This is a genomic window from Kribbella koreensis, from assembly GCF_039525325.1.
Lineage (GTDB): Bacteria > Actinomycetota > Actinomycetes > Propionibacteriales > Kribbellaceae > Kribbella > Kribbella koreensis.
This window is the reverse complement of sequence record NZ_BAAAHK010000012.1, coordinates 65,878-79,498: the sequence shown is the minus strand read 5'-3', so window position 1 is coordinate 79,498 and position 13,621 is coordinate 65,878. Positions and strand designations below refer to the sequence as shown.

The following is a 13,621-nucleotide window of genomic DNA, read 5'->3' as shown; positions in this document are numbered from 1 at the left end:
CGCCGAGGTCCAGGGCCAGCCTGAGCCGACGCACAGCCGGGCCCAGGCCCAGAACGCGCAGCCCAAGACGAAGGCCGTGTCCGCGGCCTGCGTCACCGACGTCGGCACGATCACCGCCGACGCCAAGAACAGCGCCTACCGGGTCACTGCCACCAGGCCGGTCGACGTCCACAACTACACCCCGTTCAAGCTGTTCCCGGGCCGCGCCAGCTCCAGCTGGTACTACTGGGAGCCGTCGGACACCGTGTACTACTGGGCCGGTTTCGTTCTGCAAGGCGGCAACCTGCTGGCGGGCGCCGAGACCTACTACAACAACGCGCAGACCCCGAAGGTCAGCTCGAAGGTCCTCGGCGGCGGTTACGGCGGATTCACCACTCTGACGAGCGCCAACTACTGGGTGCCGGGCACGACCAAGGAACACACGTTCCTGTACGGCCTGCACACCAACGGTTCGCTCTACCGGTACCGCGTCAACGGACCGACCGGTCCGGTCGTCGGCGCCGGGCACGCCCCGGGGTACAACGGGTTCAAGGCGATCACGGTGATCGCCACGGCCCCGACGTACGACACCCTGCTGGCCACCACCAAGGCCGGCGCGCTCTGGACGATCCACCTTCCGGTGACCGGCACGTTCAAGGGCACCCTGAAGGCGGTCCGGGCGAGCGGCTTCAAGCAGTTCGACCAGCTGGTCGCCCAGCGCTGTGGCAACGCCACGATGCTGAGCGCCTTCGACAACACCGCCAACACGGTCACCGTGTACGCGATGGGCAAGGCGGTCGGCTCGAAGACGGTCGTCAACAAGATCGGCACCGCGCCGGCCACCAACGACGCGCTGGTGCACTTCCTCTACACGGGCAGCGGCGGTCCGCTGCTCGTCGGCGAGTGACTTTCGCCTGAAGCAATGGTTTCAGCAGGAGCCCAGGTCGGTTGACCTGGGCTCCTGTCATTCCTGCTCGAAGACGCGGAGCAGCAAGGTGCGGTTGTGCGGGCGCCACAGCAGCTCACGGAATTGGTCCACCGGGCCGACCGGCCATCTCTCGAGGATGCTCAGCACGGCCGGGTCCTTGATCTGGGCCGCCAGCAGCCCTGGGTAGTCGGCCCAGGCGACCTTGAACGGCCGGTCCCACATCTGCTCGACGCCGATGGTGACCGGCTCGGTCAGCTCCAGCGCATTGTGCATCGCACCGAGCTTCTCGTACGCCGCGTTGAGCGCGCGCTCGCGTTCCTGCCAGGTGCCGGCGCGGAGCACCTCGGTCAGGATCGGCTGGAGTTCGGGGCCGCAGTCGAGTCGGGCGAACGCCGTACCGAACCACTTCGAGTACGGCGCATACTGCCGCTCCATCAGGAAACACAGCCGCATCAGGTCGGTGACCAGCCGCGAACCGATCAGCGCCGACCCGAGCTCGTCGCCGACCGAGCCGGTCCGGCCGACCAGGTTCATCTCCGGATGCACCCGCCACCAGCCCGCGATCAGCAGATAGAGCCAGACGTCGCGCGGGTAGTAGGCCAGCCGGTCGCGGACGTCCTGCAGTCCGGCCTCATCATGATGGACCGCGCCGGCGGTCAGTGTCCGCAGCGTCTGCTCGGGGAAGGTCAGCCAGTCCTCGGCCGTCAGCTCGTCGTGGATCTCGACCTTCAGGGTGTCCCGGAAGTACCCGTGGATCGTGTGCACCCCGATCGACCCGAGTACGCCGGGTGCGGCCGCGTCGATTGATCGGCCCCGGTACTCCGCGGGCAGCTCGCGCCGCAACGTCTCGGCGACGGCCGGGTTCTCCTCGCGCAGGAAGAGCAGCACCCGTGGTTTCCAGTCGTGATCCGTCGACACCTCGTCGTCGAAGCCGAGCACCTCCGACCCACGCCCGATCAATGCCGCGCTGTGCGGGAGTACCGGGAAGTTCGACTCCAGGATCGGCCGCACCGCCTCGGCGTAGAACAGTCGGCTCAGCTCGAGTCCCGGAACAAAGTCAGTCATACGCTCCATTTTCCCAGGGATCAGCGCTTCGCGGCGACCGTGATGGTGACTGTTGCCCCTTGGGGCAGCATCGTGCCGGGGAAGGGCGCGACCTTGAGCAGCTCGCCCGGCGCGTAGCCCGGCGCGTCCGTGGTCTTGGTCTCGACCCGCAACCCGAGTGCGCGCAGCAGATCGGCGTACTTCCGCCCGGAGCTGCCGTCGTCCTTCGTCGAGACGCCATGCTGCTCCGGTACGCCGACCCGATCCGGCAGCACCATGATCCGGCCGAGAATGCGATCGACCTCGGCCGCACTCGTCGTCGACTCCGCAGAGAACCAGACCCCGGTCGACGGGAGGAGCACGATCCCCCGGCAGACTTGCGGACCGCCGGCACCACCCGTCCAGCAGGCCGTCCGCTGCCGTTGGGCCTTGACCCCGTCGATCTGGAACTCCTCGTCCGGTTCGAAGCCGTACTTGTACACCAGCTCCTGCTCGCCGTCACCCACCTCGACGCTGTCCACACCGACGGGCCGGGGAAACGCGCACGCCTGCGTCAACCACCCGTCGATCAGGACCGTGTCCGTCTGCGGAGTTCCGCAGCGGACCTGATTGGTCCCCCACCCTTGCGGGACCGCGATCGCCACATGCCCCAAGCCGGCCGGCCGCATCCCGGCCGGCACTGCGTTGGTCCCCGTGCCGTTGATTGCCGTCGGCACCGGGTTGCTGAGGTTGGGCGTGCTCTTGGACGAAGCCGGCACCTTCCCCGAGCCGCCGCCCGGGGTCGCCACCAGCGCGGTTCCGCCGACCGCCGCGACCACAGTCGCCGCGGCGGCCAAGGAGACCAGGGCGGTACGACGGCGCTTGCGACGGGCGGCGCCCGCCCGCATCGCGTCGATCGGCGGCGGCCCGACGACGGTCCGGTCGCCGGCGCGTTCGAGTAGCTCGGCCAGCTGGGATTCGCGCATCAGATTCCTCGCAGTTCTGCCAGGTTCGGGTCCTCGGCGAGCGTCTTCAGCGCTCTGGCCAGCCGGCTCTTCACCGTCCCGGCCGCGACGCCGAGAGCCGACGCCATTTGCTGCTCGCTGAGATGCGCGTAGTACCGAAGTACGACCGCTGTCCGCTGCTCGCTGGTCAACCGATCCAGCGCCCGCATCACCGCGTCGGAGTCATCGACCCCTTCGGTCTGATCGGCGCCGGCCACCTCCGGCAACACCGCCGCCGGACGCTCCCCGGTCCAGCGACGGCGCCGGGACGAGACGAACTGATTGATCAGCACCCGATGCACATACGCGTTGCGATCCTCCGCGACCCGCACCTTGTCCCACTTGAGCAAACACCGCTCCAGCGTGCTCTGCACCAGATCCTCCCCCTCAGCCACGGAACACCCCAGCAACACAGCCGCCCGCACCAAACTCGCCCAGCGCGCAGCCACAAAGTCACCGAAATCGTCGTCCGGACCCACATCTCCCCCGCTCCACCAGGCTCTCTCACCTAGTAGACAGCCTGGCCAGGTCCAGAGGTTCCCCGGCTTTCAGACTCCGCCGGCGATCTTGTAGACGGGAGCGTAGGTGCCGTCGGCGGCTGCTTTGAGGGTTGTGTTGCCGTTGGCGACTGTGAGGGGGACTGGGCGGCCTTGGTGGGTGGTGGTGCCGTGGAGGGTCAGGGACTTGATGGTGATGTCGCCTTTGGGGGTGCCGAGGACTACGGCGTACAGGTTGTTGCCTTTGGTGGTGAAGACGACTTTGTCGCCTGCTGTGGTGGTGGCGGTCGAGCGGGTCCAGGGGCGGGTGCCGGTCATCGCCTCTTGGTTGGTGCGGAGCCAGCTGCCTACTCCCTTGAGGCGGCTGAGTTGGCCGGGGACGATCTCGCCTTCGCCGCCGCTGGGGCCGAGGTTGAGCAGGAGGGCCCCGTTGTTGGCGGCACCGCTTGCGAGCGCGTCGATCAGCTCGGGGACCTTGGCGTAGTCGGCCTCGGTCTCCTCGCGGTTGTAGCCGAACGAGCCGCCGATCCCGCGGTCCTGCTGCCAGAACTTCGACTGGATGGTGTCGAAATCGGCGTACTCCGGCGTGCGGAAGTCGCTGTGCGGTACGTCGGCCGGCGTACTGACGCTGTCGGCCGCGTTCGGGAGCTGGAACACCCCCTTCATCACCTGGTCGAACCCCCACCGGAACGGCTGCCGCCCCAGCACCTGCCGGCTGAACGACGACGTGCTCCACCGATCGTCGACCACCCCTTCGGGAACCGTGTTGTAGTAGTCGGCCATCAGCGCGTACAACCGTTTCGAACCGGTCGGCCAGGAGATGTCGTTCCACAGGATGTCCGGCTTGTACCGCTGGATCAGCTCGTGCACCTGATCGATCGCATACTGCCGGTACTCCGCGCCGTACGGCAGGTAGGCGTAATCACCAAGCGTCTTCACCACCTTCGGCTGGAACGTCCAGTCGACACCGCCCGAGTAGTAGACGCCGAACTTCAACCCCTGCTTGCGGACAGCCGTCGCCAGCTCACCCATCAGATCCCGCTTGGCGTGAAAGTCCGGCGCATGCGGATTGCGCACCGCGGTCGGCCACATCGAATACCCGTCGGCGTACTTCGCCGTCACCACCACATACGCCGCGCCGGCCGCCTTGAACTGCGCCGCCCACTCATCCGGATCCCAACGCTTCAGCCCTGCATCGAACTCTTCGGTGAAGTCGCTGTACGCCGCATCCCCGTAGTGCTCGCGATGGAACGCGGCCGTCGGCGAGTCCGGGTCCTTCATCGCGTTCGCATAGTCCTCCGCATACGGGTTGTGCGTCATCGCGTCGCCGTACTGCGTCTCGAGCAACTTGTTGAACGTCGTCCCCTTGGGCGCGTACCCCGGTACGGAGTACAACCCCCAATGGATCATCACCCCGAACTTCGCATCCGCGAACCACCGAGGCAACGGATGCCTATCCAACGACTCGAGGTCCCCCGTATAAGGCCCCGACGTAGTCATCTCAGCCTTCCGCCCATCCCGCCAGCTCCAGACGTAACTCCCGACCACGAACACCAACACGACGGCGACCACCACCACGAGCACCGCCCGAAGAACCGCCGAACCTGATGCCGCTTCCTGCTCTTCGCCTGAACCTCACTGACCATGGCAACACCGTGCCAGCGCCCAGCCCCCGAGCGAATCCACCCACAGCCCACCCCACCCAGCCACCCGGCCGACCCCGCCCTACGACCAAAGTCGCAACCCTCACCCGCCCGCGCTGATCCGGAACCTCCGATAGAAGCTCGGCTCCCCCAGGAACGAGTCGTCCTCCCCCCGCCCGGTCTCGGTCATCCCCAGCGACCGCAGAATCCGCACCGACGCAACCGTTGGCATCCAGCGCCTCAGCCCGAATCTCCCCCGACCCCAGCACACCGACCCCGTACTCCAGCCCCAGCCGAGCCCCCGCACTCCCCAACCCAAGCCCCCACCCGCTCCACCACATACCCCAACTCTCGCCGCCCGACCTCACTCCCCGCCAGGTCGACGTACCCCACCAACTCCCCACCCGTCACAGCCGCCAACCGCAACTGCCCCACCTTCGGCTCCACAATCACGCGCCGCCAATGCGCCTCATGCCCAGCCAACGACCGATCAAGCCGCCACCCAGCCACCTCACAGAACCGCCGATCCAACCCCCAGCGTGCAAACACCGGCCCATCAGCCAGCTCGAGCGTCCGAAGCCGCAACCCATCCACCCACAAACCCTAGCCGCGCGGCCTGCTCCGGACTCAGGTTCGCCGACTGCGAGGGCGCTGCGGATCGGTGGCTCCCGATGGCGAGCGTGTGGCCTGGATGGCTGGTTGCCGATGGCCGGCCACGCCGCTGCGCCCCTGCCATCGAGTCACCCACAAGCAGCCGTCGGCACTAACCATCGCGCCAGCGCCACAACCCCGCCAACGAACCCCGTTACTTCGCCCACTACCACCCTGTAGGACACCAGCGGCCGAACAACCCGCCAGCCGACCCGCCCACGCTGCCCCCACCACTCACCCGCCGCCAGCCGCCCGGCGACTGAGCCAAAACACTCCCGCCACCCTCCCAAACCAGTTGCCCGAGGCACCTAATGCCCCACCTGAGCACCCCCCAGCGACGGATCCACTCACACCGAGCACAAAGTCACCAACCCCGGCACCGCCACGCACGCACAACCCCCACCAACCACCCCAACACGCCGAGGCAAGCGATTACCCGCCGAGTTACGCGTGCACTGACGACCGCTACCTACCATCAGCAACCAAAACCGACCGGCTGGTCTTCCGATCGAACGGCCTGCCGGTCTGCTGGTCTGCTACGGCGGGTCAGCGGACCGCGGGTGAGGAGGCGTCGGGGACTAGGAGGGTTGGGGAGCCGGTTGGGTTGGCGGGGACGGACCAGATGTCGGAGGTGGTGTCGTGGTGGAGGGCGTAGAGGATTGTGGTGTTGTTCTGCCAGAGGGGCTGGTCGTCGATCGGGCGGGTTTCGGCAGGGTGGGTGATTTGGTGGGTGGTCAGGTCCAGCACTGCCAGGCGCCAAGTGCCGTCGGGAGTCTTTTGTTTGTAGGCGATTCGGCGGCCGTCCGGGGAGAGCGACGGGCATTCGACATTCGACGCGACGGCGTCGCCTCGGTAGCCCTGGTAGTCGGCCTTGATCAGGTGTGTCTTTCCCTTGCTGCCCATCGTCACGTAGAAGTACTTGCTGTCGGCAGTGAAGGTGATGCCCCAGTAGTTGATGTCGGAGGCGAAGTAGCGTTTGCCGTCGACGAAGACCGGGAGCTCTTCGATGCTCTTGAGCAGAGTCCGGGTGCGAAGGTCGTACAGGCCGGTGCGGGTGGAGAAGCCGGTCGCGGAGTACGAGTCGCCGGTGACGAAGACGGTCCAGTTGACGATGTTCCCGTCGGGTGAGACGCGGGCGCGGCTCGGCGTACCGGGCAGGGTCTCCTGGTGCTTGACCTTCAGATCCGGCCCGAGCGCGAGCATCTCGGTGAGCGGCGGCAGCGACCCCGGCTTCAACCGCAGACAGATGCTCGTACTACGAGCCGTCGCGAACCGATCGCAATGCAACTCCCCGACCTGCCGTGGACCAGCGGAATCACCGACCGGTACCACCGCCAGCTTCCCCTCATCCGGCCCCGACGCCAGGTTCCGGAAGTACAAGTTGCCCGGAGCAACAGCCACCTGCCCCGACACCACCGGCCGCGCGTTGACCGCCGGCCCGCCACCACGCGCCTGTACGACGTACAGCGTCCCGGCCCCGAGCAGCAACAGAACGCCGATCACACCCGTGAGGATCTTCTTCATCGCGCTTCCTCCCAAGGCCGGACGACCGCAGCCGCGAGCGTGACCACCAACAGAGCCGCCGTAGTAGCCAGCAACGCCGGCCGAAGATCCCACAGCGTCCACACCAGACCGACCAACACCGCCGACACCATCCGAGCCAACGCCTGCCCCGTCTGGAGCAGCGCCAACCCACTAGCCCGCAAGTGCTCAGGCAGCAACGGCCCAGCAGCAGCGGGCAGTACTCCGTCAGTGGCCGCGTAGAAGGCGCCATGCAACCCCAACGCCACCACCGCGAGCAGCGGACTCTTCACCGGCCCACACAGCAACAGCAGCGCAAGCACCAGTGCCCCGTGCCCAGCCAGGAAGAGCTTCCATCGCCCGACCCGATCAGCCAGCCGCCCCAGCGGAACAGCCAGCAACAAGAACGTCCCCGCAGTACCGATCGGCAGCAGCGGGAACAGCGCCGTACTGACCTCCCACCGCCGCTGCAACGCCAGATAGACAAACGAGTCGGTGATAGTCACCAACCCGAGCATCGCCGCCCACCCACAACACCGGCGAAAGGCCTTGATGCTCAACAACCCAAGCATCCCTCGCAACGGCACAGCGATAGCCGGCCCCGGCCGCGGATGATCTTTGACCAGCAACACCAACAGCAGCACCCCACAACAAGCGATGCAGAAGCTGCCCACGAACACCGCGTCGAAGTCGCCCAAACTGGCCCACAACACCCCAGCCGCCACCAGCGGCCCGAGAAAGGCGCCAAACGTATCCAGCGCCCGATGCACACCGAACGCGCGACCCAGCTTCGCCGGCTCAGTGCTCAACGAGATCAGCGCGTCGCGAGGCGCAGTACGAATACCTTTGCCGGCCCGGTCGATCGCAAGCACTCCCCCGATCGTCGCGACCGAGGAGCCGGCCGCCAGCAGCCCGAGCTTGCAGACCGCTGACAGCCCGTAGCCGATGCCGGCGACGGCTTTGAGCCGCCGCCAGCGATCGGCCACGTGCCCGCCGACGAGTCGCAGTACTGCGGTCGCCCCGGCATAGAGCCCGTCCAGCAGACCGAACTGCAAGGGGTTGAGGCCCAGCCCGATCACCAGGTAGAGCGGCAGGATCGCCGTCACCATCTCCGACGAGATGTCGGTGACCAGGCTGACCACGCCGAGCGCCAGCACGTTGGCCGGCACCCGGCGCCACAGGCGGCCGGTCTGTTTCGAAGGGCTGCTACTGCGAGTCTCGGCGAGATACATGAGCCCGGCCTGTCAGTGGCAGGTGTAGGTCGGGCTGCTGTCCAGTACCTGCTGGTCGAGGTTGATCAGCTGGCTCTGGAAGGTGGTGTCGGTCATCGACAGCTTCAGCACGCCGAAGGTCTCGAGCAGCTTGGCGGTCGTCGGGTGCGCGGTCTTCGGCGGGTACAGCTCCTTGCCACCGGTACCGCCGATGATCTCGACCGGCCCGTTCGGATCGGCCACCCCGCTCTTGTTCTGCGGCAGGAACCGCTCGTAGTGGTGGTCGTGGCCGTTCAGCACCAGGTCGACCTTCGCGCCGACCAGGACGTCCCAGAGCTGCGCGGCACCCGCGTTGTCACCGTGGTCACCCGAGCTGAAGCGCGGGTGGTGGTAGTAGGCGGCGATGCAGCCCTTGGTGTTGGCTGCCAGGTCCGCCTTCAGCCAGGTGAGCTGGGCCGGTTCGGCGAGCGCCTTGGACTCCTTGACGAAGTCGTTCGAGTCGAGGGCGATGAAGTGCCAGTTGCCCTTCTCCCAGCTGTAGTACCGCTTGCCCAGCGGCTTCGCGATCGCCGAGCCGAAGTACTTGTCGTACCCGTTGTACGACGGGTCGTCATACGTCTCGTGGTTGCCGGGGATCGGCTTGGTGATCGACTTGAACCGGCCCCACGACTTGTCGTAGTAGTTCTGGAAGTCGGACAGATGCGCGTCGTCGTACTGGTTGTCGCCCATCGTGATCACGTTGGCCGGCTTGATCAGATCGACCAGGTTCGCGGTCTTCGGGTGGATGCAGTCGGACGACGACGCGGTGCACTGGTCCGCGATGTCACCGGCGGCGGCCAGCACGAACGACCCGGTCCCTCCCACAGCGGTCTTGACCGTGATCGGAGCACTGGCCGCGGACAGGTTGCCGGCCAGGTCGCGAGCGCGCACGGAGTACTGGTACGACGTATCGCCCGTCAGCCCGGAATCGTTGTACTGCGTGCCGCTGACCGTCGTGACCACGACCCCGTCACGAAGTACGTCGTACCCGCTGACCCCGACGTTGTCCGTCGACGCCGTCCACGACAAGTTGGCGGTCGTCGCTGTCACCGCCGTGGCCGTCAAGCCCGTCGGCACCGACGGCGCCTGGGTGTCACCGCTCGAGTCGAGGGTGCCGTAGGCCTCCAGCTCGAACAGCGAATAGCCGTAACTGGTCCCTCGCTGGGTACCGACCAGGCGGACGAACCGGCCGTGGCCGCTGAGCCCGGTCAGGTCGTCGGTGGCGCCGTTGCCGCCGGTGACCGACTTGATCGTGGTGAAGTTGGTGCCGTCGTCGGAGACCTCGATGCGGTACGCCTTGCCGTACGCGGCTTCCCAGGTCAGCTTGACCCGGCTGACCGAGGCCGGCTGCCCGAGATCGACGCGGATCCACTGCGGATCCGATCCCTCGGCGCTGGCCCAGCGGGTGCTCGTGTTGCCGTCGACGGCCTTGTCGCCGGTGAACGAGCTGCTCTCGTTGCTGGAGGTGAGGACTGGTTTCTGCCGGGACAACAGCACATCCGCTGTGGTCCCCGCCGTCGCGTTGCCGACGCTGACGCCGACCACGAGCATTAGGGATAACAAGACTGCCGAATTTCGGATCCGTCTGGACACGTGACCAACTCCTGGGGGCGGGTCGGGAGAATTGTTAGGAAAGTTACCTAACAGATAACCCATCGTCAATGGCCGGACACCCTGCCGTCCTGATACTTCGTGAGCCGATATATACTCGCCGACGTGAGGAACCAACACCCGACGCTGACCGAGTCGCAGTACTTCCTGCTGGCCGCCCTTCTCGACGGGCCACTGCACGGGTACGGCATCATCAAAGCCACCGAGCAAGCCACCGGCGGACGGCTCCGGCTCGCCGTCGGCACCCTGTACGGCGCTCTCGAACGGCTCGAGCGAGCCGGCCTGGTGATCGCCGACCACGAGGAGATCGTCGACGGCCGCGCCCGCCGGTACTACCGGCTGACCGACGAGGGCAACGCGAGCCTGCAGCGTGAAGCCCTGCGCATGCAGCAGGCAGCCCACGTCGTCATCGACCGCGCGCCGCGGACGGCCCAGGCATGAACCCTCTGGTGCTGCGCGTCTACCCCAAGTCCTACCGCGATGCCCACGGCAACGAACTGCTGGCCACCCTCGACGAGGTGCACCCCGGCCGCGAATGGCCCCCGTTGCGCGAGGCAATCACTCTCGCGCGCGGCGGCCTCCAGGCCCGCATCACCGAGGAGTCCCAGAGCGGATCCTGGTGGTGGCACGGCCTCCAACTGGCCGCCCTCTGGCTCGCCCTTCTGGCTCTGACGCCTTATCTACAAGACGTCTGGAATTGGACCTTGCACATCGACCCGTCGGCGCACGCGGTCAACTTCCACTTCAACGGCTGGCTCCCGTGGTCGGTCGGCGGCACCGCGTACGACCGGCTGCTCCCCTACGGCCTGCTCCCGCTGATCGCCTTCGTCGCGCTGCTCCGCGGCCGCGCGTGGATCGCGGTGCCGCCCGTCGCCGCGATGATCTACACCAGTGTCACCCTCGACGGCTCGAGCATCTTCGGCGTTCAAGGGGTGGTCGGCGGCAGCTACTACGGTCTCGGCGCGCCGATCCTGAACAACGACGTCTTCCTGCCACTGTTGTTGCTAGCGGCATCCATCCTGCTCGCCGCGCGAGGGAGCAAGGCAGTACCACGCCGATCGTACGGCTGGCTTATCCCGGTCGTCTTCGCGATGTTCGTGGCCGGCGGCCTGCAGATCGCTTCCTACGACACCTGGTTCCAGCGCGGCCAGTTCGTCCTCGAGGTCGCGCTCGTGGCCGGCGCCGGCTGGGCGACGATCGTCACCCGCGACTTCCGCTGGGCCGTCCCGCTGGCCTTCTTCGCCGTCGTCCGCACCTGGGCGATCCTGACCGACCCGACGATGCTGAGCTTCCGTCCGCAACCGAGCACGACCGTCCTGCTGGCACTGGCCGTCACCTTGCCCGCGCTGATCCTGGCCACCAGAAGGAACAACAAGCTCACATGAAGTCCCTGATCGCCTTCGTGGCGCTCTACGTCGTTGCCGTCTGCACCCCCTGGGGCCAGAACGCGGAGAACTCCCTGCTCGTCGGGTACGCCGATCCCGCCCTGATCTACCGCATCGTGTACTCCGTCGGCCCGCCGCCCCTCAAGCTCGAAGAGCTCACCATCGTCGCCGGCCTGACGCTGATCCTGCTCGTCGCTCTCCTCCGCAGGCAGTGGATCCTGGCCGTCGCGGGCCTCGGCGTACCGGTCGCAACGATCGCCTGTACGGAGCTCCTGCACACCACGATCCTGCCCCGGCCCGACATCGTCGGCGCGCCGATCTCCGAGATCGAGCCGAGCTTCCCCAGCGGCCACGTCGCGATCGTCGCAGGCCTGGTCCTCGGCGCGATCCTGGTCGCCACCCCTCGCGCCCGTCCGTACGTCGCCGCCGTCGGGACCGTCTGGCTGGCGCTCATCGGAGCCGCGGTGGTGGCCCTCCTCTGGCACCGTCCGAGCGACGCCATCGGCGCGACCCTGATCGCCTGCTTCTGGTACGGCATCGCCACCCGGCTACTGACCAAACAGCAGCACCCGATCGCGACACCGCCGACGCTGATCGTCCTCGGGCTCGCCGCCGTCGGCGCGATCTGCGGCGGCGCCCGGACCGACTCCTACCCGCGCTCGTTCGTCTTCGTCGCCACCGGCCTGCTCTGCGCGACCATCGTCTGGTTCACGGTCGCCCGTACGTCTCCAGCAGGCGCAGCCAGATCTCGTTTATCGTCGGGTACGCCGGAACCGCGTGCCACAGCCGGTCGAGCGGAACCTCACCGACCACCGCGATAGTTGCTCCCTGCAACAGATCGGAGACGTCCGGCCCGACGAAGGTGACGCCGAGCACCACCTTGCGCTGCTCGTCGACCACCATCCGGGCCGTGCCCTTGTAACCATCGGCATGGACCTTCGACCCCGCCACGTTGCCGATCTCGTAGTCCACAACCCGGGTCTGATACCCGGCGGCGGCAGCAGCGGCCGCTGTGAGACCGATCGACGCGACCTCGGGGTCGGTGAAGGTGACCTGCGGTACAGCCTGGTGATCCGCCGTCGCCACGTGGGTCCCCCACGGCGCGTCCGACACCGGCTTGCCGTTGGCGCGGGCGGCGATCACGTCACCGGCCGCGCGAGCCTGGTACTTGCCCTGGTGGGTCAGCAACGCACGATGGTTGACGTCGCCCCCGGCGTACAGCCAATCGAAGCCGCGGACCAGCAAGGTGTCGTCGACGTCGAGCCAGCTGCCCGGCGTCAGCCCGATGGTCTCCAGACCGATGTCCCCGGTACGCGGGGTACGGCCGGTCGCGACGAGGACTTCCTGGGCGGAGATGCTCGAACCGTCGCTCAGCTCCAGTACGACCTCGTCATCGAGCCGCTTCACGCTCTTCGTCTCCGTGTTGAGCAACACGGTGGCGCCCAGCTCGCGCAGTCCGTCCGCCACCTGCTCACCGGCGAACGGTTCCATCGTCTCGAGCAGCCCGCTGCGGGCGATCACGGTGACCGCAGTACCGAAGCCCGCATACGCCGAGGCCATCTCGACCGCCACCACGCCGCCACCGATGATCGCGAGGCTGCTCGGCACCGTCTTCGCGCTGGTCGCGTCGCGGCTCACCCACGGGTCGGCGTCGCGCAGGCCCGGGATGTCGGGGATGAGCGAGTCGGAGCCGGTCGAGATGACAACCGCGTGCCGTGCGGTCAACACCTGGTCCCCGACGGTCACCTGCTTCTCGCCGGTGATCCGGCCATGGCCACGGACCAGGGAGATACCGGCTCCTTCGACCCACTTGACCTGGCCGTCGTCGTTCCAATGACTGGTGAACTCGTCGCGCCGGTCGAGCACGGCCTGGACGTCGAGTTCACCGGTCACGGCCTGGGCGGCACCCGGCACGCGCCGGGCGGCCCGGAGTACCTGGGCTGAACGCAGCAGCGCCTTCGAGGGCATACAAGCCCAGTACGAACACTCGCCACCGACCAGTTCGCTCTCCACGATCACCGCGGTCAGACCGCCCCTGACTGCCCGGTCGGCCACGTTCTCCCCGACCGCGCCGGCGCCCAGCACGATGACGTCGTACTCCGTGTTTGCCATGCCGCCCATCGTCCCAG

13 protein-coding genes are annotated in these 13,621 nt (G+C 67.4%); 4 read left to right on the top strand and 9 right to left on the bottom strand.

What is annotated here, in order from left to right; all coding sequences use genetic code 11:
- On the top strand, positions 1-886 hold an 886-nt coding region (locus ABD116_RS23655; protein WP_343974161.1), incomplete at its 5' end, for a hypothetical protein.
- Between the two features lie 57 nt (positions 887-943).
- On the opposite strand, the gene ABD116_RS23650 is transcribed toward ABD116_RS23655, so the two are convergent.
- From ABD116_RS23650 to ABD116_RS23615, 8 genes are all read right to left on the bottom strand, one after another.
- Complete coding sequence (locus ABD116_RS23650) at positions 944-1,972, bottom strand: DUF4037 domain-containing protein (RefSeq protein ID WP_343974159.1); 1,029 nt, start codon at positions 1,970-1,972, stop codon at positions 944-946.
- 20 nt (positions 1,973-1,992) lie between these two features.
- Entirely contained in the window at positions 1,993-2,916 is a 924-nt protein-coding gene (locus ABD116_RS23645; RefSeq protein WP_343974156.1) for a PASTA domain-containing protein, read from the bottom strand.
- Positions 2,916-3,413 carry a SigE family RNA polymerase sigma factor gene (locus ABD116_RS23640; protein WP_343974153.1) on the bottom strand — a complete coding sequence of 166 codons (498 nt, stop codon included), beginning with the start codon at positions 3,411-3,413 and terminating at the stop codon, positions 2,916-2,918. The genes ABD116_RS23645 and ABD116_RS23640 overlap by 1 nt, the downstream gene beginning before the upstream one ends.
- Positions 3,414-3,482: 69 nt before the next feature.
- Positions 3,483-5,015: an alpha-L-fucosidase gene (locus ABD116_RS23635; protein ID WP_343974150.1), complete on the bottom strand. Its 1,533-nt coding sequence runs from the start codon at positions 5,013-5,015 to the stop codon at positions 3,483-3,485.
- A gap of 299 nt (positions 5,016-5,314) precedes the next feature.
- Positions 5,315-5,668 carry a hypothetical protein gene (locus ABD116_RS23630; RefSeq protein WP_343974148.1) on the bottom strand — a complete coding sequence of 118 codons (354 nt, stop codon included), beginning with the start codon at positions 5,666-5,668 and terminating at the stop codon, positions 5,315-5,317.
- A gap of 603 nt (positions 5,669-6,271) precedes the next feature.
- Positions 6,272-7,249, bottom strand: a complete 978-nt coding sequence (locus tag ABD116_RS23625; protein WP_343974145.1) for a TolB family protein — start codon at positions 7,247-7,249, stop codon at positions 6,272-6,274.
- Positions 7,246-8,478, bottom strand: coding sequence for an MFS transporter (locus tag ABD116_RS23620; RefSeq protein WP_343974142.1), 1,233 nt, complete (start codon positions 8,476-8,478; stop codon positions 7,246-7,248). The genes ABD116_RS23625 and ABD116_RS23620 overlap by 4 nt, the downstream gene beginning before the upstream one ends.
- Before the next feature lie 12 nt (positions 8,479-8,490).
- Positions 8,491-10,059, bottom strand: coding sequence for a discoidin domain-containing protein (locus tag ABD116_RS23615; protein WP_343974139.1), 1,569 nt, complete (start codon positions 10,057-10,059; stop codon positions 8,491-8,493).
- A 153-nt stretch (positions 10,060-10,212) separates the two neighbouring features.
- Here ABD116_RS23615 and ABD116_RS23610 point away from each other — a divergent pair, with 153 nt between their 5' ends.
- From ABD116_RS23610 to ABD116_RS23600, 3 genes are read left to right on the top strand one after another with little or no spacing between them, the layout of a single operon-like run.
- Positions 10,213-10,548 carry a PadR family transcriptional regulator gene (locus ABD116_RS23610; protein WP_343974136.1) on the top strand — a complete coding sequence of 112 codons (336 nt, stop codon included), beginning with the start codon at positions 10,213-10,215 and terminating at the stop codon, positions 10,546-10,548.
- The gene (locus ABD116_RS23605; protein ID WP_343974133.1) at positions 10,545-11,492 is read left to right on the top strand and encodes a hypothetical protein; all 948 of its coding nucleotides are present in this window, start codon (positions 10,545-10,547) and stop codon (positions 11,490-11,492) included. Before ABD116_RS23610 ends, ABD116_RS23605 begins: the two co-directional genes overlap by 4 nt.
- Complete coding sequence (locus ABD116_RS23600; RefSeq protein WP_343974130.1) at positions 11,489-12,313, top strand: phosphatase PAP2 family protein; 825 nt, start codon at positions 11,489-11,491, stop codon at positions 12,311-12,313. The genes ABD116_RS23605 and ABD116_RS23600 overlap by 4 nt, the downstream gene beginning before the upstream one ends.
- On the opposite strand, the gene ABD116_RS23595 is transcribed toward ABD116_RS23600, so the two are convergent.
- Positions 12,201-13,604 carry a dihydrolipoyl dehydrogenase family protein gene (locus tag ABD116_RS23595; RefSeq protein ID WP_343974128.1) on the bottom strand — a complete coding sequence of 468 codons (1,404 nt, stop codon included), beginning with the start codon at positions 13,602-13,604 and terminating at the stop codon, positions 12,201-12,203. The genes ABD116_RS23600 and ABD116_RS23595 overlap by 113 nt on opposite strands.
- Positions 13,605-13,621 lie beyond the last annotated feature (17 nt).

Coding starts and splice junctions, on each gene's coding strand:
- ABD116_RS23650 (WP_343974159.1), bottom strand. CDS start 1,972: ATGACTGACTTTGTTCCGGGACTCGAGCTGAGCCGACTGTTCTACGCC.
- ABD116_RS23645 (WP_343974156.1), bottom strand. CDS start 2,916: ATGCGCGAATCCCAGCTGGCCGAGCTACTCGAACGCGCCGGCGACCGG.
- ABD116_RS23625 (WP_343974145.1), bottom strand. CDS start 7,249: ATGAAGAAGATCCTCACGGGTGTGATCGGCGTTCTGTTGCTGCTCGGG.
- ABD116_RS23620 (WP_343974142.1), bottom strand. CDS start 8,478: ATGTATCTCGCCGAGACTCGCAGTAGCAGCCCTTCGAAACAGACCGGC.
- ABD116_RS23605 (WP_343974133.1), top strand. CDS start 10,545: ATGAACCCTCTGGTGCTGCGCGTCTACCCCAAGTCCTACCGCGATGCC.
- ABD116_RS23600 (WP_343974130.1), top strand. CDS start 11,489: ATGAAGTCCCTGATCGCCTTCGTGGCGCTCTACGTCGTTGCCGTCTGC.
- ABD116_RS23595 (WP_343974128.1), bottom strand. CDS start 13,604: ATGGCAAACACGGAGTACGACGTCATCGTGCTGGGCGCCGGCGCGGTC.